General features: G+C 63.4%; 17 protein-coding genes. 4 read left to right on the top strand and 13 right to left on the bottom strand.

Annotation, left to right across the window (positions count from 1 at the left end):
- Window positions 1-42: 42 nt before the first annotated feature.
- Window positions 43-498 carry a hypothetical protein gene (locus tag ACDELDRAFT_RS05930; RefSeq protein ID WP_040328253.1) on the top strand — a complete coding sequence of 152 codons (456 nt, stop codon included), beginning with the start codon at window positions 43-45 and terminating at the stop codon, window positions 496-498.
- Window positions 499-563: 65 nt separating this feature from the next.
- Here ACDELDRAFT_RS05930 and sixA read toward each other — a convergent pair whose 3' ends face one another.
- The 5 genes from sixA to ACDELDRAFT_RS05905 form a co-directional block, all read right to left on the bottom strand.
- Window positions 564-1,028 carry a phosphohistidine phosphatase SixA gene (gene sixA, locus ACDELDRAFT_RS05925; protein WP_005794485.1) on the bottom strand — a complete coding sequence of 155 codons (465 nt, stop codon included), beginning with the start codon at window positions 1,026-1,028 and terminating at the stop codon, window positions 564-566.
- A complete protein-coding gene (ppk1, locus tag ACDELDRAFT_RS05920; protein ID WP_005794484.1) occupies window positions 1,025-3,133 on the bottom strand; it encodes a polyphosphate kinase 1 in 2,109 nt (702 codons plus the stop codon). Before ppk1 ends, sixA begins: the two co-directional genes overlap by 4 nt.
- Window positions 3,134-3,278: 145 nt before the next feature.
- Entirely contained in the window at window positions 3,279-4,352 is a 1,074-nt protein-coding gene (locus ACDELDRAFT_RS05915; protein WP_005794482.1) for a glycosyltransferase family 4 protein, read from the bottom strand.
- On the bottom strand, window positions 4,349-5,215 hold the full coding sequence (locus ACDELDRAFT_RS05910; protein WP_005794480.1) for a UDP-2,3-diacylglucosamine diphosphatase: 867 nt from the start codon (window positions 5,213-5,215) through the stop codon (window positions 4,349-4,351). The genes ACDELDRAFT_RS05915 and ACDELDRAFT_RS05910 overlap by 4 nt, the downstream gene beginning before the upstream one ends.
- Window positions 5,215-6,039: a GNAT family N-acetyltransferase gene (locus ACDELDRAFT_RS05905; RefSeq protein WP_005794478.1), complete on the bottom strand. Its 825-nt coding sequence runs from the start codon at window positions 6,037-6,039 to the stop codon at window positions 5,215-5,217. The genes ACDELDRAFT_RS05910 and ACDELDRAFT_RS05905 overlap by 1 nt, the downstream gene beginning before the upstream one ends.
- A gap of 272 nt (window positions 6,040-6,311) precedes the next feature.
- Between ACDELDRAFT_RS05905 and ACDELDRAFT_RS05900 the strand changes: the two genes are divergently transcribed.
- On the top strand, window positions 6,312-8,537 hold the full coding sequence (locus tag ACDELDRAFT_RS05900) for an EAL domain-containing protein (RefSeq protein WP_005794476.1): 2,226 nt from the start codon (window positions 6,312-6,314) through the stop codon (window positions 8,535-8,537).
- Between the two features lie 168 nt (window positions 8,538-8,705).
- On the opposite strand, the gene glmM is transcribed toward ACDELDRAFT_RS05900, so the two are convergent.
- The 4 genes from glmM to ACDELDRAFT_RS05880 form a co-directional block, all read right to left on the bottom strand.
- Complete coding sequence (glmM, locus tag ACDELDRAFT_RS05895) at window positions 8,706-10,040, bottom strand: phosphoglucosamine mutase (RefSeq protein ID WP_005794474.1); 1,335 nt, start codon at window positions 10,038-10,040, stop codon at window positions 8,706-8,708.
- A 52-nt stretch (window positions 10,041-10,092) separates the two neighbouring features.
- Window positions 10,093-10,953: a dihydropteroate synthase gene (gene folP, locus ACDELDRAFT_RS05890; RefSeq protein ID WP_005794472.1), complete on the bottom strand. Its 861-nt coding sequence runs from the start codon at window positions 10,951-10,953 to the stop codon at window positions 10,093-10,095.
- A 99-nt stretch (window positions 10,954-11,052) separates the two neighbouring features.
- Complete coding sequence (gene ftsH / locus ACDELDRAFT_RS05885; RefSeq protein WP_005794470.1) at window positions 11,053-12,972, bottom strand: ATP-dependent zinc metalloprotease FtsH; 1,920 nt, start codon at window positions 12,970-12,972, stop codon at window positions 11,053-11,055.
- A gap of 169 nt (window positions 12,973-13,141) precedes the next feature.
- A complete protein-coding gene (locus tag ACDELDRAFT_RS05880; RefSeq protein WP_005794468.1) occupies window positions 13,142-13,804 on the bottom strand; it encodes an RlmE family RNA methyltransferase in 663 nt (220 codons plus the stop codon).
- Between the two features lie 103 nt (window positions 13,805-13,907).
- Here ACDELDRAFT_RS05880 and ACDELDRAFT_RS05875 point away from each other — a divergent pair, with 103 nt between their 5' ends.
- Window positions 13,908-14,381 (top strand): YhbY family RNA-binding protein, encoded by a 474-nt coding sequence (locus ACDELDRAFT_RS05875; protein WP_005794467.1) that lies wholly within the window; start codon window positions 13,908-13,910, stop codon window positions 14,379-14,381.
- A gap of 5 nt (window positions 14,382-14,386) precedes the next feature.
- The gene (locus ACDELDRAFT_RS05870; RefSeq protein WP_005794466.1) at window positions 14,387-15,133 is read left to right on the top strand and encodes a hypothetical protein; all 747 of its coding nucleotides are present in this window, start codon (window positions 14,387-14,389) and stop codon (window positions 15,131-15,133) included.
- 46 nt (window positions 15,134-15,179) lie between these two features.
- Here the strand turns inward: ACDELDRAFT_RS05870 and ACDELDRAFT_RS05865 are convergent, their stop codons facing one another.
- The 4 genes from ACDELDRAFT_RS05865 to carA form a co-directional block, all read right to left on the bottom strand.
- Window positions 15,180-15,605 (bottom strand): DUF4149 domain-containing protein, encoded by a 426-nt coding sequence (locus tag ACDELDRAFT_RS05865; RefSeq protein WP_005794464.1) that lies wholly within the window; start codon window positions 15,603-15,605, stop codon window positions 15,180-15,182.
- 11 nt (window positions 15,606-15,616) lie between these two features.
- The gene (greA, locus tag ACDELDRAFT_RS05860) at window positions 15,617-16,093 is read right to left on the bottom strand and encodes a transcription elongation factor GreA (protein WP_005794461.1); all 477 of its coding nucleotides are present in this window, start codon (window positions 16,091-16,093) and stop codon (window positions 15,617-15,619) included.
- Window positions 16,094-16,273: 180 nt separating this feature from the next.
- Complete coding sequence (carB, locus tag ACDELDRAFT_RS05855; RefSeq protein WP_005794460.1) at window positions 16,274-19,519, bottom strand: carbamoyl-phosphate synthase large subunit; 3,246 nt, start codon at window positions 19,517-19,519, stop codon at window positions 16,274-16,276.
- Window positions 19,519-20,694, bottom strand: coding sequence for a glutamine-hydrolyzing carbamoyl-phosphate synthase small subunit (gene carA, locus ACDELDRAFT_RS05850; protein WP_005794457.1), 1,176 nt, complete (start codon window positions 20,692-20,694; stop codon window positions 19,519-19,521). Before carA ends, carB begins: the two co-directional genes overlap by 1 nt.
- Window positions 20,695-21,187: the final 493 nt, after the last annotated feature.

Raw genomic sequence — 21,187 nt, 5'->3', positions numbered from 1 at the left:
TAAACGGTATAAACTGTTTATATCGTTTAATCACTCATCCACATGACCACCTCTGCGCAAATCATCTCTGCGGCCCCGTCGGAGCCGAAGGCAGCCACCAAAGCCGCAGCGCCACGGGCAAGGAAGACAACAATGTCCAACGCCCCGGCGGCACCTAAAGCTGAAGCCAAATCTGCCCGGACCAAGCCGGCCAAAGCCCCAGGCACCCCGGCTGCAGCGCTGCCCAAGGATGCCCGCGCCAAAAAACCCAAGCTGGTGCGTGACAGCTTCACCATTCCCAAGGACGAATATGCCGTCATTGAGACGCTGAAGCAGCGCGCCGTATCGCTGTCGCAGCCCGCCAAGAAAAGCGAGTTGCTGCGCGCCGGGCTGAAGCTGTTGGCGAGCCTGTCGGACGGCGCCTTGCGCAACGCACTTCAGGCAGTGCCGTCCATCAAGACGGGACGCCCCAAGGCAGAAACGCCGGCAGCGAAGCCCGCCAAGGCACCACGCAAGTAAGTCGGGCGCGTCATACGCCCACCAGCCGCTCAGCCTTTGACGGCATACGAGCCGACTGGCCGGATTCAGAGAAATTCGGGAGACTGCACCGTCATCAGCACGGTCTGGCTCTGGTCCAGCCGTTGGCGCTGGCGCAACCACCAGACGGCGCCCTTGCGTACTGCGCACTCGGGCGCCTGCAGTCCGAGTAGCTGCGCAATGGTCTGCCCCAGCAGAGGCTGGTGCCCGACGATCAGCACGGTTCCGCGGGCACGCGGCCATTGGGCCAGTTCCAGCAGTTCCTCCACCGTGCCGCCAGGCAGCAGCTCGGCACGCATCTTGAACTTGCGCCCCAACGCGCTGGCAGTCTGCTCGGTCCGCCGCGCCGGGCTGGCCAGCACCCGCAGGCCCTCGGGCAACTGCCTGTCCAGCCAGGCGGCCATGCGCGCCGCCTGCTTCTCGCCCCGTGCCGTGAGGGGGCGAGCGGTATCGTCCATTCCGTCCGCCGCATCCTCTGCTTCTGCGTGGCGCCAGAGGATCAAATCCATCATGCCAATCCCATACCGTGGCGCAAGCCTGAAGCTGGCGCGCCATAGCGCACCATCAACGCATTCTGTGCGCCCTTTCCTGACACCGGGTTGGGGGCGGGGTCATAGCTGCCATCGGCGTTGAGCGTCCACGCATCCTTGTCATCGTACAGGTAGGCGACAAGGCACTCGTCCACGATTTGCTGGCGCAATTCGGGGTCGGTGACAGGCCACGCCACCTCCACCCGCCGCATCATGTTGCGGTTCATCCAGTCGGCACTGGAAAGGTACAGGTCTTCCTGAAGGCCCGCACGGAAATAGAACACGCGGGTGTGCTCGAGGAACCGCCCAATCACCGAGCGCACCCGGATGTTGTCCGCCACCCCCTGCAGCCCGGCCGGCAACATACACGCCCCCCGCACGATCAGGTCGATCCGCGCGCCACGCTGCCCCGCCAGGATCAGCGCCCTGATCAGTGCGTCGTCCGTCAGCGCGTTCATCTTGGCAACAATGCGACCATCCTCGCCCCGGCTGGCGGCCAACCCCACCTGCTCGATCTTCTCGAGCATGCGCCGATGCAGATGGAAAGGTGCAAGCAACAGTCGGCGCAGTTTGGGCGGGCGGTTCTGGCTGGCAAGATGGCTGAACACCCCATCCATGTCCGCAGTGGTTTCCTCATCGGCGGTGAGGTAACTGAGATCGGTATACAAGCGCGCTGTGCGCATGTTGTAGTTGCCTGTGGAAAGATGGCCATAGCGTCGAAGCTGCCGCCCCTCCTTGCGGGTGACCAGCAGCATCTTGGCATGTGTCTTGAGCCCCACCACGCCGTAGACGACCTGTGCGCCAATGGCCTCGAGCCGTTCGGCCCAATTGATGTTGGCCTCTTCGTCGAAGCGCGCCTTGAGCTCCACCACGGCCATCACTTCCTTGCCCTGACGCACAGCCTCCGTCAGCAGGTCCATCAATTCCGAATCCGCACCAATGCGGTAAATGGTCTGCTTGATGACCAGAACCTGCGGATCGTTGACTGCCTCACGCAGAAACGCCAGCAAGCCGTCAAAACTCTCGAACGGCTGGTGCATCACGATGTCGCGGTGACGCAATTGCTCAAGAATGGAAACGCCGGGCTGGATCTGGCGCGGCCACGCCGAGCGCCAGGGAGGAAACAGCAATGCGGGGTCATTGACCAGATCCACCAGTTGGGTCAACCGCACCAGATTCACCGGTCCGCGCACGCGGTAGAGGGCAGCGGACGGCAGATCAAACTGCTTGAGCAGAAAATCGGAAAGAAAGGTGGAGCAGCCGGCAGAAACCTCGAGGCGCACCGCCTGTCCGTAGTGGCGGTGCTGCAGCCCCTGGCGCAGCGCGGTTCTCAAGTTGCGGACGTCCTCTTCGTCGAGTGCGAGATCCGAATGCCGCGTAACGCGAAACTGCGAAAACTCCGTGACCTCCCGCCCAGGAAACAGCTCCGCAAGATGCGCGCGCACGATACTGGAAAGGCTCACGAACAGTGACTCTTTAGGAGCCACCTTCGACGGCATGCGGATCAACCTTGGCAGCGCGCGCGGCACCTTGACGATGGCAATTTCATTCTCGCGGCCAAAGGCATCGCGCCCTCGCAAGCGCACGATGAAATTGAGCGACTTGTTGGCAACCTGGGGAAAGGGATGCGCCGGATCCAGCCCCACCGGAATGAGCAGGGGCCGCACTTCGCGCACAAAGTAATCCTGCACCCAGCGCCTTTGCGCCTCCGCCCGGTCACCATGGGAAACGATGCGAATGCCATGGGCGGCAAAGGCTGGCACCAGCGCCTCGTTATACAGGGCGTACTGCCGCGCTACCAGGTCATGTGCCTTGGCCGACAGGCCTTCGAAGGAAGCTTCGGTGTAGATCCCTTTGGTTTCACCATTCTTGGCCGCGGTGATGTGCGGCGCCGCCCTCACCTCGAAGAATTCATCGAGATTGGACGAGACTATGCAGAGATAGCGCAAGCGTTCGAGCAGTGGCACATCCGCCCGCACCGCCCAGTCGAAGACACGTTCATTGAAGGCCAGGATGCTGTGGTCACGGTCCAACAGCGCGAGCGATAAAGGCGCCTCGGCTTCCGTGGCAAGCTCCGGCGCCGGCATGGCCGCGACCTCTGCCACAGTGGCGGGCGCATGACCACGAAGTGACTGCACGGCAGCGGGGGAAGACAGAGAAGACATGGACGCCATTACAGGTTGCACAAGACCATCTCAGTATTTAACGTCTTAATGACAATGATGTGACACCTTATATGACACCTCGTGTGACGGACACAAATGCCCCGCAGCCCTGAGGGCGTGCAGGAACCAGATGCTGCACAAACAGCGTAGCCGCTTTCGACCATGTGAAATCCAGTGCCCTGCGCCGGGCCTCATGGCGTGGAACGGCCAGCGCCGCCTGGCAGGCAGAGTGCAAATCGGTATCCAGAACACCACCGCGGGCGCCGGGCACTTCAAGCGCCCCCAGCACCTCCAGGGGGCCATCCACCGGGTATGCCGCAACAGGGGTTCCGCATGACATGGCTTCCAGCATGACGAGACCGAAGGTCTCCGAACGGCTCGGAAAGACAAAAACATCGGCCGCCGCATACAGTGCCGCCAAAGAAGCGCGATCAAGCAACCCCATCCATCGCACTTCCGGGTACCGCTCCTTGAGCCGCTGTTCCAGCGGTCCCACCCCGCACACAATTTTGGTACCTGGCATCTTGAGTTGCAAAAAGGACTCAATGTTCTTCTCGTACGAAACGCGGCCCACATAGAGGCTTACGGGATGCGCCAACGCACCCAGCAAAGGCGTGCCGAGTGCTTCGCCATGGAATGGGAAAGCGTGCGTGTCCACGCCATGGGTCCACTGACGCAAATTGCGGAATCCCCGACGCTCAAGCATCTTCAATACCCCCTGGGTGGGAACCATGACGCCAGCCGATGGGCGATGGAAATGCCTGAACAGCGTGTATCCCCACGCCAGGGGGATTTTCAAGGCCGCGTTCAGTATTTCGGGAAACCGCGTATGGAAGGCTGTAGTGAATGCCAGCTTGCGGCGAAGACAGTAGGAACGGGCGGCCCACCCCAAGGGCCCTTCGGTGGCCAGATGGATGGCATCGGGCTGCAGCGCATCAAGGAAACGCGCCAGAATTCGGGCGGGGCGGACGGCCAGGTCAATGCCCGCATACCCTGGACAGGGGCGGGTGCGGAACTGGCTCGGCTGGATGACGTGCACCTCATGGCCTCCCTGCTCCAGTTGCTGCACGAGCTCTCTGAGCGTCGTGACCACCCCGTTGACCTGCGGCTCCCAGGCATCCGTCACCAAAGCAATCTTCATGCTGCCATTTCCGTAGTGCGCGACCGCGACGTTGTTTCATGGCGAGCAGGCCACTGCAGGAGTTCGAGACGACCGTCGGTATGTTCCACCAGCGCGGTGAGGCTTTCCACCCAGTCGCCATCATTGCAATACAGGATGCCGTCGATTTCCCGCATTTCCGCGCGATGAATATGGCCGCAGACCACGCCTTGGTGCCCGCGCCGGCGTGCCTCCGCCGCTACGGCCACCTCGAAATCCATCACGTAGTTGAGTGCTTTCTTGACCTTGCCCTTGAGGTATGCGGACAACGACCAGTAGGGCAACCCCATGCGCGCACGCAGCGTGTTGAGATACCGGTTGAGTTTGAGGGTGAACTCATACAGGTTGTCGCCCACGTAGGCCAGCCACTTGGCGCACTGGATGACTCCGTCAAAATAGTCACCGTGCGTCACCCATAGCCGCCGGCCATCTGCCGTCAAGTGCACCGCGTCATTCACCACCTCGATACCGCCAAACGAATGGCCGGCGAACGCGCGGGCAAATTCGTCATGGTTACCCGGCACAAACACCACGCGACAACCCTTGCGAGCCCGGCGCAACAATTTCTGCACCACGTCGTTGTGCGCCTGAGGCCAGAACCACCGGCGGCGCAATTGCCAGCCGTCCACAATGTCTCCGACGAGGTAAAGCATCTCGCTCGGATGTTGCTTGAGAAAGTCGAGCAGCGCGACGGCCTGGCAACCGGGCGTTCCGAGGTGCAGATCGGAAATGAAAACGGCGCGAAAGCGATGGGGCTGCGAGTCGGGTGCGTCCTCTGCATGGCTGGCCATTTCGTCTACCATGGAGCCAGCGCTCCAGCCCAGGGCGTCGAACGCCGCACGCATCACACCCCCAGGAAGTGCTTGCGATAACGGGAGGGCAAATCGGCAATCCGCATCAGCATGGGAAGGTCTGCCGTGTTGAAATCGGGGTCCCATGCAGGAGCGCCCAGCACGCGGGCACCCAGGCGCAGGTAGCCCTTGATCAATGCAGGCGGCTCGATACAAAGCGACCCATCAAGTTGCTCCACCGGCAGCGGCAACCGCGGGCGTACGTGGAAATCGATGGGTGCCATGTGGGTCCGGCGCAGTTGCTGCCATATGCTGGCTGCGGCATCACCGCTCACCACCCCGTTGTGCAGCATCGGAATGCTGGCGCAACCGATCATGGTATCCAGTTGGTTGCGCACCATGAAGTCGGCCAGCGCGCCCCACAGCGCAAGGATCACGCCGCCGTGGCGGTGGTCCGGGTGCACGCAGCTGCGGCCCAGCTCCACCATGCGAGGGCGCAGGCTGCGCAGGCGGGTCAGGTCGAACTCGTTGTCGCTGTAGGTGCCACCTACACGCCTTGCCTGGGCAGGGGTGAGCACCCGGTAGGTGCCGATTACCTGCTGGCTTGGCACGTCGCGCACGAGAAGATGTTCGCAATAGTCGTCAAACAGATCGACGTCATGCCCCGGAATCGTGGTGGCCAACCGGGCGCCCATCTCCGCGGCAAAGACGTCAAAACGAAGGCGCTGTGCCTGGCGCACCTCGTCCTGGTGCCGCGCCCAGCCCACCTGCACATTGCCCTGCACGAGCGCGCCCGCAGGGCCAGGGACGCCGGTCACAGTCTCTTGCGGAGGCGGCGAAATGGACAAGGGCAGCAGATGGTTGGACAGCTCGGTCATGGCGACTCCTGGAAGCGGGGCAGTGGCTTGGTCTGGAAGCCGCTTCACAAGGGCGGCCACGGCTTTCTTGTGCTGCAGTGTGAAAGGCGCACGTGACGTCGGCGTGTCTTCAGCATTTCGAATCCATGACACCCGCAGCGCGAGGAGACCTACTGCGTCGGCGCCCGCGGTGTAATGAGCCCCAAGCCCCCGTCCGGCCTTGGAGGCGTGCCGCTCTGCACTGCTACACTTTGGTACAAATTCGATGCCCTGCCCCGGCCCCTTCCGGTTTCATGTACTTGCCGCACAGCCTTCCACCACTGCAGCCTTCCGGACTTTTGGCCGACACGCCTCTGCAACGTACCCTGCGGGAACAGCAAACCCTTCTGGACAGCGCGGGTGCGGGCATCGTGTTCATGCGCCAAAGGGTGGTGGTGCGCTGCAACCAGCGCTACGCTGAGATTTTTGGCTACGAGGCTCCAGAGCAGCTGGCGGGGCTCGGCAGCGAATCTTTTTATCCCGATCGTGAAGCATTTCGGGAACTGGGCCGCGACGCCTATCCGGCCATGTCACAGGGCCAGACCTACCGGGTGGAGCGCCAGATGCGCCGCCGCAACGGAGATCTGTTCTGGGGCCATCTGACAGGCCGACTGATCAACCCCCAAGACACGGCTGAAGGCTCCATCTGGATCCTTGACGACATCGACGACCACAAACAGGCCCAGGCACAGCTGAGCGCGGCGCTGCGCGAGAAGCAGGCGCTATTCGACCATGCCATGGTCGGCATCGTGTTTCTGCGCGATCGCCACCTCACGCGCTGCAACCGGCATTTCGAGCAAATGCTCGGCTATGGGCCAGGCGAACTGGCCACCAGCCCCTCGCGGCGCTGGTATGCAAGCGACGCCCAGTGGGAAGAAGTGGGCCGGCGGTGCTATCCGGTGCTGGCGGCGGGCCTGTCTTTCGAAGGGGAAATCGAAATGTGCCGCAAAGACGGCACAGCCGTTGTGTGCGAAGTGCGCAGCAAACTCATTGATGCGGCCGATCCTTCCGAAGGGTCGATCTGGATCACCATGGACATCACCGAGCGCAAGCAGACCCAGGCGGCCCTCGCCCTGGCACACGAACGCCTGGAGCAGCAAGTGCAGGACCGCACCCGCGAACTGCGCGAAACCGTGGACAGCCTGCACAGTGAGATCCGCGACCGCAAGGCCGACCAGGAGCGCATCTACTGGCTCGCCCACTACGACGCCCTCACCGGCCTGCCCAACCGCACCCTGCTGGGAGAGCGCGCCGAGCACGCCATCCGCCTGGCCAGGGAGTCTGGCACCCCCCTGGCCGTCGTCTTTCTGGATCTCGACCATTTCAAGCATGTGAATGACTCACTGGGGCACCGGGTCGGAGACGCCCTGCTCGTTGAGATTGCAAGGCGCCTGCGTGCTGTGGTGCGGGAGAAGGACACGGTGTGCCGTCTGGGCGGCGACGAATTCGTGCTGCTGCTGCCAGGCGCCAATGCCCACGGTGCCGCCCGCGTGGCAGGAAAATTGCAAGAAGCATCGCGCCAGTACTACCAGATCGACCACCATGAGCTCACCATGGCACCCTCGATGGGGATTGCCTTGTTCCCGGGTGATGGTGAGGATTTCGACACCCTCACCCAATCGGCCGATGTGGCCATGTACCAAGCCAAGCTCGACGGGCGCAACACCTTTCGCTTCTTCACCCCCGAGATGCAGGCCCAGTCCGTGCGCGCACTGCAACTGGAAAACGCCCTGCGTCGCGCCTTGGAACGCGACCAGTTGCGCATGCATTACCAGCCCCAGATGGACCTGACGACGGGACGCGTGCACAGCGTGGAAGCCCTGCTGCGCTGGCACCACCCCCAATTGGGGACCATATCCCCGGCCGAATTCATCCCCATCGCCGAAGACAGCGGGCAGATCCTCCCGATCGGGGAATGGGTACTTCGCACCGCACTGCAGCAGCTCAAGGCGTGGCGCGACAGAGGCTTTGCCGACCTTTCCATGGCTGTGAACCTGTCGGCCATCCAGTTCCGCCAACCCCAGTTGCCTGAAATGGTGAGCCAGATACTCGCCGAAATGGAATTGCCCTCCGATGCGCTGGAGCTTGAGTTGACAGAAGGTGTCGCCGTGGACGATCCGCATACGGCGGCGGCCACCATGAACCAACTCCACGCGCGCGGGGTGCGCCTGTCCATGGACGACTTCGGCACCGGCTACTCGTCACTCAGTCAGCTCAAGCGATTCCAGATCTTCAAACTCAAAATCGACCAGTCCTTTGTGCGCGACCTGGGCAACGACGGCAATGACCGTGCCATCGTGAGCGCCATCATCCGCATGGCACAGGCCTTGGGCATGCGCACCACCGCGGAAGGAGTTGAAACGGAAAGCCAACTGGCCTTCCTGCGCGAACAGGGCTGCGATGAGGCCCAGGGCTACCACTTCAGCACCCCCTTGCCGGCACCCGAACTGGAAACCTTTATGCGCCGACGGCTCGCCTGACCCAGGCACGCGGACCAGGCCGCCGCACCTGGGCACGCATGCTCAGCTGTAGCCATCCGCTGGCACGCCCCATGGACCCTGGGCACTGTTAGCTCATGCCCAAAGCGCCAGCCACTTCAAGGGTGCACAAGCAACGGCCTCACAAAACCCACCCACGCACCAGCGCCATCAACCGGCCCGCGCCGCATCGGCCAGGCGCTGCGCGCAGGAACTGGCTACCTGCACATCCTTGGCCTCCACCATCACGCGCAGCAGCGGCTCCGTGCCGCTGGCGCGGATCAGGACCCGCCCTGCCATGCCCAGCTCCGCCTCGACGTCCTGCGTGGCTTTCGCAAGGAGCGCATTGGATTTCCAGTCTTGCCCAGGCGCGAGGCGCACATTCAGCAGCACCTGCGGGTAGAGTTCCACATCGGCCAGCAACTGCGCAAGGGTGCGCTCACTGCGAACGCACGCCATCAGGACCTGCAATGCACTCACCAGCCCATCTCCGGTGGTGTGGCGGTCCAACGCCAGCAAATGTCCCGACCCCTCCCCACCCAGGATCCAATGGTGGCGCGCCAGCTCTTCAAGCACATAACGATCACCGACCCGCGCCCGCACCAGTTTCACACCGCGCGCCTGCAGCGCCAACTCGACTCCCATGTTGGTCATCAAGGTGCCAACCACGCCAGGAACATGTTCGTCACGTCCCATGCGATCAGCGGCCATCAGGTACAGCAACTCGTCGCCGTTGTACAGGCGGCCGGTGGCGTCCACCATTTGCAGGCGATCGGCATCTCCATCGAGCGCTATGCCGTAGTCAGCGCGGTTGGCACGCACCGCGCGCACCAAGGCGTCTGTATGGGTGGCGCCCACCTCGTGGTTGATGTTGAGGCCGTCGGGTGCGCAGCCGATCGCGAGCACTTCGGCGCCAAGTTCATGGAACACCTTGGGTGCCACCTGGTAAGCCGCGCCGTGAGCGGCATCCACCACGATCTTGAGGCCGCGCAGGGACAGCGCATGGGGCACCGTGCTCTTGCAGAACTCGATATAACGGCCCGCAGCATCGTCCAGGCGCCGTGCCTTGCCCAATGAAGCGGAATCGGCCCAGCGGGGCGGTTCGTCCAGCGCAGCCTCGACGGCCTCTTCCCAGGCGTCAGGCAACTTGGTGCCCTGCGCACTGAAGAACTTGATGCCGTTGTCCGGGTAAGCGTTGTGGCTGGCGCTGATGACCACACCCAGGCTGGCGCGCTGCGCACGGGTCAGATAGGCCACGCCGGGGGTGGGTAGCGGCCCCAGAAGCACCACGTCCACACCTGCGGAGTTGAAGCCTGACTCCAGGGCGCTCTCCAGCATGTAGCCCGAAATGCGCGTGTCCTTGCCGATCAGGACCGTGGGGCGCTCCTCGGTCTGGCGCAGCACGCGGCCCACCGCGTGCGCAAGGCGCAGCACGAAATCTGGAGTGATCGGAGGCTGCCCCACCGTGCCACGGATCCCGTCCGTGCCGAAATACTTGCGTGTCATTGAATGCCCCTCCTCGCCATCTACCGTATTGTGTGTATTGAATGCATGGATGCTAACGCGCCGCCGGCCTCTGCCCGGCACGCAATGCGGCCGGCTGGGCGGCCTTCCATACCGCCAGCGCTGCCACTGTTTCACGCACATCGTGCACCCGCACGATGTGCGCTCCGCGCTCCACCGCCAACAGCGCCGCCGCCACGCTTGGCACCATGCGCTGATCCACATCCAGCCCGCTCACCGCGCCAAGCGATGACTTCCGCGACCAGCCCACCAGCAACGGGTAGCCCAGGTCAAGAAAAGCCGACTGGCATGCCAGCAAGGAAAAGTTTTGCTCCACCGTTTTGCCGAAGCCCACGCCAGGGTCCAGCGCAATGCGCGCCTTATCCACCCCTTGCGCTTGCAGGGTCTGCGCTGATTGCTCCAGAAAACGTAGCACGCCATCAACGATGTCACCTTCCATCGGTGCCGCCTGCATGGTCTGGGGGTCGCGGTGCATGTGCATCAGGCAGACACCACAGCGGGGATGCGCTGCCACGGTCGCCAACGCGCCTGGCTGCCGCAGCGCCCAGATGTCATTGACGATATCGGCCCCTGCGTCCAGCACAGCCTGCATGACCTGCGGCTTGTAGGTGTCTACCGAAACCGGCACCCCCAGCGAAACCGCTGAGCGCACCACAGGCACCACACGGGCCAACTCCTCCTCCAGGGGCACCGCCGGGCTTCCGGGACGCGTGGACTCCCCCCCGATATCAAGGATGTCCGCTCCGTCCCTCAACAGGGTCTCGCAATGCCGAAGCGCGGCGGCGGTGGTTGCATGGCGTCCGCCGTCCGAAAAAGAATCGGGCGTGGCATTGACGATGCCCATGACCTGGGGGCGGTCAAGAGCGACGGTGAAACGGGATGTTTGCCAGAACATGAAAGCGCCCAAATGTCGGCGGCGGTGCCGCCAAAGCGGCAGGCCATGAAAAACGGGGCACAAGGCCCCGCGTGGAAAACTGCTCCGCAGCGACGCCCTTCAGGCTGCCGTGGGTGTGGCGTCGGTGGCAACCGCCGGCGTGCCGCCACTGGAATTATCGCCGCCGGACGACGGCGTGCGAGGGGTCCAGTCCTTGGGTGGGCGAGGCGCCTTGCCCGCCATGATGTCATCAAGCTGCTCGGTGTCGATGGTTTCCCATTCAAGCAAGGCCGTGGCCATGGCATGCATCTTGTCGCTGTTTTCTTCGATCAGGCGACGGGCCAGGTTGTACTGCTCATCAATGATGCGACGCACTTCCATGTCGACCTTTTCCATGGTCTGCTCGCTCATGTTGGTGGTCTTGGTGACCGAGCGGCCCAGGAACACTTCGCCCTCATTTTCGGCGTAGACCATGGGACCCAGCGCATCGGTCATGCCGTATCGCGTGACCATGTCGCGGGCTATGTGGGTTGCACGCTCGAAGTCGTTGCTGGCACCCGTGGTCATCTGGTTCATGAACACCTCCTCAGCGATACGCCCACCAAACAGCATGCTGATCTGGTTGAGCATGTATTCACGATCGTAGCTGTACCGATCCTGAGCAGGCAAGCTCATGGTGACGCCCAATGCGCGCCCGCGCGGAATGATCGTGACCTTGTGTACAGGGTCGCACTTGGGCAAGAGTTTGCCGATGAGGGCGTGGCCGGACTCGTGGTACGCCGTATTGCGGCGCTCCTCCTCGGGCATGACCATGCTTTTGCGTTCCGGCCCCATCAGAATCTTGTCCTTGGCCTTCTCGAAATCCTGCATTTCGACCGTACGGGCATTGCGACGGGCCGCCATGAGGGCCGCCTCATTGCAGAGGTTGGCGAGGTCCGCACCGCTCATGCCGGGCGTTCCGCGGGCAATGATGGCCGGAGCCACATCCTGCCCGATGGGAATCTTGCGCATATGCACGTTCAGTATCTGTTCGCGGCCCCGGATGTCAGGCAGCGTCACATACACCTGGCGGTCAAATCGACCGGGGCGCAGCAGCGCGGCGTCAAGGATGTCGGGGCGATTGGTGGCAGCCACCACGATCACGCCCAGGTTGGTTTCAAAACCATCCATCTCGACCAGCATCTGGTTGAGAGTCTGCTCGCGCTCGTCATTGCCGCCGCCCAGGCCAGCGCCACGCTGGCGACCCACGGCGTCAATTTCATCAATGAAGATAATGCAGGGCGCGTTTTTCTTGGCGTTCTCGAACATGTCGCGCACACGGGCAGCACCCACGCCGACGAACATCTCGACAAAATCCGAACCGGAAATGCTGAAGAAAGGCACTTTGGCCTCGCCAGCAATCGATTTGGCCAACAAGGTCTTGCCTGTACCCGGAGGGCCCACCAGCAGCAGGCCACGCGGAATGCGGCCGCCGAGCTTCTGGAATTTCTGCGGGTCTTTGAGGAAGTCGACGACCTCCTTGACTTCTTCCTTGGCTTCGTCGCAGCCCGCCACGTCGGCAAAGGTCACCTGGTTGGTGTTCTCGTCGAGCATGCGCGCCTTGCTCTTGCCGAAGCTGAAGGCGCCGCCCTTTCCCCCGCCCTGCATCTGGCGCATGAAGTACACCCACACGCCGATCAGCAGCAGCATGGGGCCCCAGCTGACCAGCAAGGTCATGAGCAGCGACCCCTCTTCACGGGGCTTGACGTCGAACTTGACGTTGTTGTTGATCAGATCGCCGACGAGACCGCGGTCGAGGTAGGTAGCCGTGGTGCGGATCTTGCGGTCGTCGTTGGTGACGGCAACGATCTCGGTACCGCCCTGGCCTTCCTGGATGGTGGCGCTCTTGATGCGATTGCTGCGCACTTCTTCCAGGAATTCCGAATAGCCCACATGGCCAGCACTGGCGCCAGCGCGGGTGTCGAACTGTTTGAACACAGTGAACAGCACCATGGCGATGACCAGCCACACGGCAATTTTTGAAAACCACTGATTGTTCAAGCGGGACTCCAGTCGCGGGGGAAAAACGGTCACAAAGCCGTCACGGCTTGCATGTGCGGCCCATTTTAGGTGTTTCAAGCCACGGGCGGCGGCCTATTCCCCACTCTCACCCATGGGCACAGTGCGGATTCTGGTGTCTATTTACCCAAAGATACCTGCACACAGGCCTTCAGGACAGTGTTTTCAGACCGATTCCTACCAGAAAAGTTTCAGACGACTTGTCCCTCGATGCCTTGGGCTTGAGCGGCTTGACCGTCTTGAAGGTGCGCTTGAACAGTGCCACCAACTCGCCGTAACCGCTGCCATGGAACAGCTTGACGACCAGCGCCCCTTCGGGCTTGAGGTGGTGGCACGCAAAGTCCACGGCCAGCTCCACGAGGTGCGCAATGCGCGCGGCATCCGCCGATTCGATGCCGGACAGATTGGGCGCCATGTCAGACACCACCACATCCACGGTCCGGCCCTGCAAGGCCTCCTCGAGCCGGGCCAGCACCTCGGGCTCGCGGAAATCGCCATGCAGGAAGGTCACTCCCTCGACGGGCTCCATGGGGAGGATATCGAGGGCGATGATGGCCCCATTGAGCTGCCCTGCCGCTGCGCCCGCAGGCGACAGCCGTCGGCGCACATACTGGCTCCAGGCGCCGGGGGTGGAGCCGAGGTCCACCACCGTGAAGCCCGGCTTGATGAGGCCAAGCTGCTCATCGATTTCCTTGAGCTTATAAGCCGCACGCGCGCGGTAGCCCTCTTTCTGGGCCAGCTTGACGTAGGTGTCGTTGACATGGTCGTTCAGCCACGCCTTGTTGACCTTCTTGCTCTGGGTTTTGACTTTCATAGAGGCGCCATTGTCTCCCGACAACCGGGCACGCGGGCAGCACCCACGCCCTTTTCGCACGGTGAAGTGACGGCATTCCCGCCGGGCCGCCGATAATACGGCCATGCCCCAAATTCAACTGACTCCCGCAGAACGCCGGGAACACCGCGCCAACGCCCACCACCTCGACCCCGTGGTCCTGGTGGGAGGTGACGGCCTGACCCCCGCGGTACAAAAAGAAATCGATGCCGCCCTGAACGCCCACGGCCTTATCAAGGTGCGCATATTCAACGACGATCGCACGGCGCGTGAACTGATGTACCAGCAACTCGCCGCAGACCTGAATGCAGCGCCCATCCAGCACATCGGAAAGCTCGTGGTGCTCTGGCGTCCCCAGCCCGCCAAGGAACGCACGCTGGACGAGAACCGCATGCCCGGTCCCCGCGATGTCAAGGTGCTCAAGTACAGCAAGCGCGGCGGCCAGCGGCCCGAAATCAAGCAGCTGCGCGTACTGGGCAATCAGCGCCTCACCTCGGGCGGACAGATCAAGCGTGCCAAGCCCAAGCAGAAATCGATCAAGAAAAGCCAGGCTGACTGAGGCACATGACCGCCACGGCCACGGCGCCCGAGCGCCACATCCTCTGCATGAAGTGGGGCACGAAATACGGCCCGGAATACGTCAATCGCCTCTATGCCATGGTGCGGCGCCATCTGAGCGGGCCGTTCCGCTTCGTTTGCCTCACCGACGACAGCCAGGGTATCCGCAGTGAGGTGCAGTGTCTGCCCATCCCGCCGCTGGACCTGCCGGCAGGCATCCCCGAGCGGGGCTGGACCAAGCTGGCCACCTTCAGCGCGGATCTGCACGGCTTGCGCGGCACAGCGCTGTTCCTTGATGTGGACGTGGTCATCACCGGAAACCTCGATGACTTCTTCACCCAGCCGGGTGAATTCCTCATCATCCACGACTACAAGCGCCCCTGGCGCATCACCGGCAACTCTTCGGTGTACCGCTTCGAACTGGGCGCCCACCCGGACGTGCTCGCATACTTTCGTGCACATTTCGACACCATCCGCCAGCAGTTCCGCAACGAACAGGCTTACTTGTCGGACTTCCTGCACAAGCAGGGCAAGCTGCAGTACTGGCCTTCGGCGTGGTGCCCGAGCTTCAAGTACCACTGCATTCCCGCCTGGCCCACCAATTACTGGAAAGCCCCCTTTGTGCCTGCGGGAGCGCGCATCGTGATCTTCCACGGGGAGTGCAACCCGCCCGATGCGCTGGCCGGACGGCGCAACCGCCGTTTCCGCTACATCCGCCCGGCCACCTGGGTGGCCGACCACTGGCGCGAGTGAAGCCGCAGGGGGCAGGCCCCGCTCACAGGGCGGGGCCCCCTGCAATTCAGGGCGGAGCGTCCGCGCCAGCCTGGGTGGTGCGCCACAACACGGCCAAAGCACAGCACCACTGCAGCAGATACATCACGCTTCCTACCGTGTGCCACAAGCGCAGATCCTGGCGCGCGACAATGCGGGGCGCCACGCCAAACTGGGCCAGCAACGCCAGCAACAATCCGGCCAGTATGAAAACCATAGCAGACTGCGCCCACGGATATTGCGCTACAGCCCCTTTTGGCCTGGAAAGCAGCAACAACAGAACGCCACAGACCACGGTCACCCAGGTCTGGGCCGCAAACAGCCGCGCCGCCATGCCCCCCGCCAGTGCTGCGGACGGCAGGTGAGCGAACAGCATGGGCACCACCAACAGGCCGATGATGCTCAGGCTCCCCCACCACAAAGCGGCCAGCAGGGCGGGAAGGCGCATGCGCATGGCGCTGGGGCTCACTGGTAACGAACCGCCACCACCTCGTAGCGACGCACACCGCCCGGGGCCTGCACCTCGGCCGTGTCGCCCTCCTCCTTGCCAATCAGTGCGCGAGCGATGGGGCTGGAGATATTGATCAGGCCGTGCTTCAGGTCGGCCTCGTCTTCACCCACGATCTGGTAGGTGACCGTATCGCCAGAGTCTTCGTCTTCCAGCTCGACCGTGGCACCGAAAACCACCTTGCCGCCGCCGTCCACGCTACCCGGATCAATGACCTGGGCCACCGAGAGCTTGCCCTCGATCTCCTGGATGCGGCCTTCGATGAAGCCCTGGCGGTCCTTGGCGGCATCGTAGTCGGCGTTTTCGCTGAGGTCACCCTGCGCACGCGCTTCGGCAATCGCCGTGATCACCGCAGGTCGCTCAACGGTCTTGAGACGGTGCAGTTCTTCCTTGAGCTTTTCAGCACCGCGCTTGGTAATTGGAATGGTGGCCATTCTGTCGAGTCTCCATCAATCAAATCGGCGGGGATGCAAGGCAATCCCACCGGTCAGTCACCCTGCATGGAAACGGATCGTGCCCGTGCATGCCATTGGCGACCCTACAAAAGGAAACCGCCGCACGTTGCCGCGCGGCGGTGTCTGGTCAGGGGCTGATTATGCCGTGTTTGGCAGTGCTCAGGCCCCGAGCTGGGCGTGCAGTTCCTGCACGGAATACACGTCGAGCTTGTCGAGGTACTTCATGCCCTCGACGGCCGCTTCCGCACCGAAGATGGTGGTGAAGGTGGTCACCCGCGCCAGCAGCGACGACGTGCGGATGGCCCGCGAGTCGGCAATGGCGTTGCGGCGCTCTTCCACCGTGTTGATGACCATGGCGATCTCGTCATTCTTGATCATGTCCACGATGTGCGGGCGGCCCTCGGTCACCTTGTTGACCACCGCGACCGGCACGCCAGCCTCGGCAATGGCCGCAGCCGTCCCCTTGGTGGCGACGAGTTCAAAGCCCATCGACACCAGGTCGCGAGCAATCGCCACGGCACGCGGCTTGTCGCCGTTCTTGACGGTGAGGAACACCTTGCCGGACGTGGGCAGCTTGGTGCCCGCGCCGAGCTGGCTCTTCACGAAGGCTTCGCCGAAGGTCTTGCCCACGCCCATCACTTCGCCGGTGGACTTCATCTCGGGGCCGAGGATGGTGTCCACGCCGGGGAACTTGACGAACGGGAACACGGCCTCCTTCACGCTGAAGTATGGCGGGGTCACTTCCTTGGTGATGCCCTGTGCGGCCAACGTCTGGCCGGCCATGCAGCGCGCGGCCACCTTGGCGAGCTGGATGCCGGTGGCCTTGCTGACGAACGGCACCGTGCGCGAGGCACGGGGGTTCACTTCGAGCACGTAGATGATGTCCTTGCCGTCGGCTTCCTGGATGGCGAACTGCACGTTCATCAGGCCCACCACGTTCAGGCCTTCGGCCATGGCTGCGGTCTGGCGCTTGATCTCGTCCACCGTCGCCTTGGACAGGTAATACGGAGGAAGCGAGCAAGCCGAATCGCCGCTGTGCACGCCGGCCTGCTCGATGTGCTCCATCACCCCGCCGATGAAGGTCACGCCGGTCGAATCGCGCACGCAGTCCACGTCGCACTCGATGGCGTTGGAGAGGAAGCGATCCAGCAGCACGGGCGAGTCGTTGCTGACCTTCACGGCCTCGCGCATGTAGCGCTCGAGGTCCCGCTGCTCGTGGACGATTTCCATCGCGCGGCCACCCAGCACGTAGCTGGGGCGCACCACCAGGGGGTAGCCCAGGGCGGCGGCCTTTTCCAAGGCCTCGGGTTCGGTGCGCGCCGTGGCGTTGGGCGGCTGGCGCAGTTGCAGCTGGTGCAGCAGCGCCTGAAAGCGCTCGCGGTCCTCGGCGGCGTCGATCATGTCGGGGGTGGTGCCGATGATCGGCACACCCTCGGCCTCCAGGCCCAGCGCGAGCTTGAGGGGGGTCTGGCCGCCGTACTGCACGATCACGCCAACGGGCTTTTCCTTGTCCACGATTTCGAGCACGTCTTCGAGCGTGAGCGGCTCAAAGTACAGGCGATCCGAAGTGTCGTAGTCGGTCGATACGGTCTCGGGGTTGCAGTTGACCATGATGGTTTCATACCCATCCTCGCGCATGGCGAGCGCTGCGTGCACGCAGCAGTAATCGAACTCGATGCCCTGGCCAATGCGGTTCGGGCCACCGCCCAGCACCATGATCTTCTTCTTGCTGGTGGGCGCAGCCTCGCACTCCTCCTCGTAAGTGGAGTACATGTAGGCCGTGTTGGTGGCGAACTCAGCCGCGCACGTGTCCACCCGCTTGTAGACGGGGCGCACACCGTGCGCACGGCGCTGGTCGCGCACGGCCTTCTCGCTGGTCTTGAGCAGCTTGGCCAGGCGACGGTCGGAGAAGCCCTTCTTCTTGAGCGCACGCAGCGTTGCAGCGTCGATGGCTGCCAAGGCCCCCTCGCCCTTCTCGGCGGCAAGCTGGTCGAGTTCGAGTTCGATCTTCACGATCTCCTCGATCTGCACCAGGAACCACTTGTCGATCTTGGTGAGGTCGTGCACCTCGTCCACCGACAGGCCCATGGCAAAGGCGTCGCCCACGTACCAGATGCGCTCTGGGCCGGGCTCGCCCAGTTCCTTTTCGAGCAGCTCGCGGTCTTGGGTCTTCTCGTTCATGCCGTCCACGCCCACTTCCAGGCCGCGGAGGGCCTTCTGGAAGGATTCCTGGAAGGTGCGGCCCATGGCCATGACCTCGCCCACCGACTTCATCTGCGTCGTGAGGCGGCTGTCGGCCGTGGGGAACTTCTCGAACGCAAAGCGCGGAATCTTGGTGACCACATAGTCGATCGAAGGCTCGAACGACGCGGGCGTGGCACCGCCCGTGATTTCGTTCTTGAGCTCATCGAGCGTATAGCCCACAGCCAGCTTGGCCGCGACCTTGGCGATGGGGAAGCCCGTGGCCTTGGAGGCCAGCGCCGACGAACGCGAGACGCGGGGGTTCATCTCGATCACGATCATGCGGCCGTCCTTCGGGTTCACCGAGAACTGCACGTTGGAACCGCCCGTGTCCACGCCGATCTCGCGCAGCACCGCCAGACTGGCGTTGCGCATGATCTGGTATTCCTTGTCGGTCAGCGTCTGCGCGGGGGCCACCGTGATCGAGTCGCCGGTGTGCACGCCCATGGGGTCGAGGTTCTCGATGGAGCAGATGACGATGCAGTTGTCGGCCTTGTCGCGCACGACCTCCATCTCGTACTCTTTCCAGCCAAGCAGCGACTCTTCGATCAGCAGCTCGTTGGTGGGCGAGGCTTCGAGGCCGCGCTTGCAAATCGTTTCGAACTCTTCGGGGTTGTAGGCAATGCCGCCGCCCGTGCCGCCCAGCGTGAAGCTGGGGCGGATCACCGTGGGGAAGCCCACGCTCTTCTGCACGGCCCAGGCTTCGTCCATGCTGTGGGCGATGCCCGAGCGCGCGGAGCCAAGACCGATCTTGGTCATGGCGTCCTTGAACTTCAGGCGGTCTTCGGCCTTGTCGATGGCCTCGGGCGTGGCGCCGATGAGTTCGACCTTGTACTTGTCGAGCACGCCGTTGTGCCACAGGTCCAGTGCGCAGTTGAGCGCGGTCTGGCCGCCCATGGTGGGCAGGATGGCGTCGGGGCGCTCCTTGGCGATGATCTTCTCAACCGTCTGCCAGGTGATGGGCTCGATGTAGGTGACGTCGGCCGTGGCCGGGTCGGTCATGATCGTGGCGGGGTTGCTGTTGATCAGGATGACCTTATAGCCCTCTTCGCGCAGGGCCTTGCAGGCCTGCACGCCGGAGTAGTCGAACTCGCAGGCCTGGCCGATGATGATCGGGCCGGCGCCGATGATGAGGACGCTTTTGATGTCTGTGCGCTTTGGCATTATTTTTTCTCCTGGGCCGTGGCCATCAATGCCGTGAAGCGGTCGAACAGGTAGGCAATGTCGTGCGGGCCGGGCGAAGCCTCAGGGTGCCCCTGGAAGCAGAACGCCGGCTTGTCGGTGCGCACCAGGCCTTGCAGCGTGCCGTCGAACAGGCTGATGTGTGTGGCGCGCAGGTTGGCCGGCAGCGACTCCATCTCCACCGCAAAACCGTGGTTCTGGCTGGTAATGCTGACGCGTCCGTTGTCCAGGTCTTTCACCGGGTGGTTGGCGCCATGGTGGCTGTTTTGCATCTTGAAGGTCTTGGCACCCGAGGCCAAAGCCATGATCTGGTGGCCCAGGCAGATGCCGAAGGTGGGGGTGCCACTGTCGATGATCTGGCGCACCGCCGTGATGGCGTAGTCGCAGGGCTCCGGGTCGCCGGGGCCGTTCGACAGAAACACGCCGTCGGGATTCATGGCCAGCACTTCGGCCGCCGGCGTTTTGGCGGGCACCACCGTCAGCTTGCAGCCACGCTCGGCCAGCATGCGCAGGATGTTCAGCTTCACGCCGTAGTCGTAGGCCACGACGTGGAAGCGGGGAGCCGTCTGCTTGCCATAGCCCGTACCCAGCTTCCACTCGGTCTGGTCCCATGTGTAGGGGGCGGTTGTGCTCACCACCTGCGCCAGGTCCAGGCCCTTCATGCTGGGCGCCGCCTTGGCGGCCGCCAGCGCGGCGTCAATGCGCGCCTGCGTCACGGCTTCGCCAGCGGCCAGGCCGACGATGGCACCGTTCTGTGCGCCCTGGCTGCGCAGCAGGCGGGTGAGCTTGCGGGTGTCGATGTTGGCGATGGCCACCGTCTTTTCGCGCACGAGGTATTGCGAAAGGGTTTCGGTCTGGCGGAAGTTGCTGGCCAGCAGGGGCAGGTCCTTGATGATGAGGCCTGCGGCATGGACCTTGTCAGCTTCGATATCCTCGGTGTTGACGCCATAGTTGCCGATGTGCGGATACGTCAACGTGACGATCTGCTGGCAATAGCTGGGGTCGGTGAGGATTTCCTGGTAGCCGGTGATGGCGGTGTTGAACACCACTTCGCCGACGGTGGTGCCGGTGGCACCGATCGAATTGCCGATAAAGACCGTGCCGTCTGCGAGCGCCAGAATGGCGGAGGGGAAGTTTCCCTGTAGAGACAAAAGCACTGGATTCTCCGGATGGTTACGGTCGCCCGGCGCCTGCAGGCCGCTCGCGCAACGAATGCCGGCGGCTGCTCTCAGATGGGTTGTTGCTTTGGGTGCGATCGGGCGACGCTGTTGCGAGAAAAGCCCCTGATTATACCCGGCGGCACCCGGGCACCCATTCCCTCACGCCATGGTGTGGCATGCGCCGCCGCGTGTGCGCTGACCCGCGCGAAGCTCTGGGCTGCGTCGCGACGGTGTCGGCAAAAACGGTGACAAACGGCGAAAACGGTACGCGTGGACCCCATCGCCCTCCTGTGGCTGGGCCGTCAATGGCCACCACCATTCACCAAGAGGCGCCGCCACGGCACACGCCCATCGCGATCCTGGAGCAAGGCATGCGAACACCTGCGCCGAAAGCCCCAGCGGCGAGGCGGCGCGCCCGTGCTCCTCAGCGGGCCGCACCGCTGGCGTGCAGGCAGATCGCGGCAGCGGCCGCCACGTTGAGCACTCTTCG

This window comes from Acidovorax delafieldii 2AN, from assembly GCF_000175235.1.
GTDB classification, from domain to species: Bacteria; Pseudomonadota; Gammaproteobacteria; order Burkholderiales; family Burkholderiaceae_C; genus Acidovorax; species Acidovorax delafieldii_B.
The sequence above is the reverse complement of the archived record's forward strand: the minus strand, read 5'-3'. Positions and strand labels throughout refer to the sequence as shown.

Coding starts and splice junctions, on each gene's coding strand:
- ACDELDRAFT_RS05930 (WP_040328253.1), top strand. CDS start 43: ATGACCACCTCTGCGCAAATCATCTCTGCGGCCCCGTCGGAGCCGAAG.
- sixA (WP_005794485.1), bottom strand. CDS start 1,028: ATGATGGATTTGATCCTCTGGCGCCACGCAGAAGCAGAGGATGCGGCG.
- ppk1 (WP_005794484.1), bottom strand. CDS start 3,133: ATGCCGGCGCCGGAGCTTGCCACGGAAGCCGAGGCGCCTTTATCGCTC.
- ACDELDRAFT_RS05915 (WP_005794482.1), bottom strand. CDS start 4,352: ATGAAGATTGCTTTGGTGACGGATGCCTGGGAGCCGCAGGTCAACGGG.
- ACDELDRAFT_RS05910 (WP_005794480.1), bottom strand. CDS start 5,215: ATGCGTGCGGCGTTCGACGCCCTGGGCTGGAGCGCTGGCTCCATGGTA.
- ACDELDRAFT_RS05905 (WP_005794478.1), bottom strand. CDS start 6,039: ATGACCGAGCTGTCCAACCATCTGCTGCCCTTGTCCATTTCGCCGCCT.
- ACDELDRAFT_RS05900 (WP_005794476.1), top strand. CDS start 6,312: ATGTACTTGCCGCACAGCCTTCCACCACTGCAGCCTTCCGGACTTTTG.
- glmM (WP_005794474.1), bottom strand. CDS start 10,040: ATGACACGCAAGTATTTCGGCACGGACGGGATCCGTGGCACGGTGGGG.
- folP (WP_005794472.1), bottom strand. CDS start 10,953: ATGTTCTGGCAAACATCCCGTTTCACCGTCGCTCTTGACCGCCCCCAG.
- ACDELDRAFT_RS05880 (WP_005794468.1), bottom strand. CDS start 13,804: ATGAAAGTCAAAACCCAGAGCAAGAAGGTCAACAAGGCGTGGCTGAAC.
- ACDELDRAFT_RS05875 (WP_005794467.1), top strand. CDS start 13,908: ATGCCCCAAATTCAACTGACTCCCGCAGAACGCCGGGAACACCGCGCC.
- ACDELDRAFT_RS05870 (WP_005794466.1), top strand. CDS start 14,387: ATGACCGCCACGGCCACGGCGCCCGAGCGCCACATCCTCTGCATGAAG.
- ACDELDRAFT_RS05865 (WP_005794464.1), bottom strand. CDS start 15,605: ATGCGCATGCGCCTTCCCGCCCTGCTGGCCGCTTTGTGGTGGGGGAGC.
- greA (WP_005794461.1), bottom strand. CDS start 16,093: ATGGCCACCATTCCAATTACCAAGCGCGGTGCTGAAAAGCTCAAGGAA.
- carB (WP_005794460.1), bottom strand. CDS start 19,519: ATGCCAAAGCGCACAGACATCAAAAGCGTCCTCATCATCGGCGCCGGC.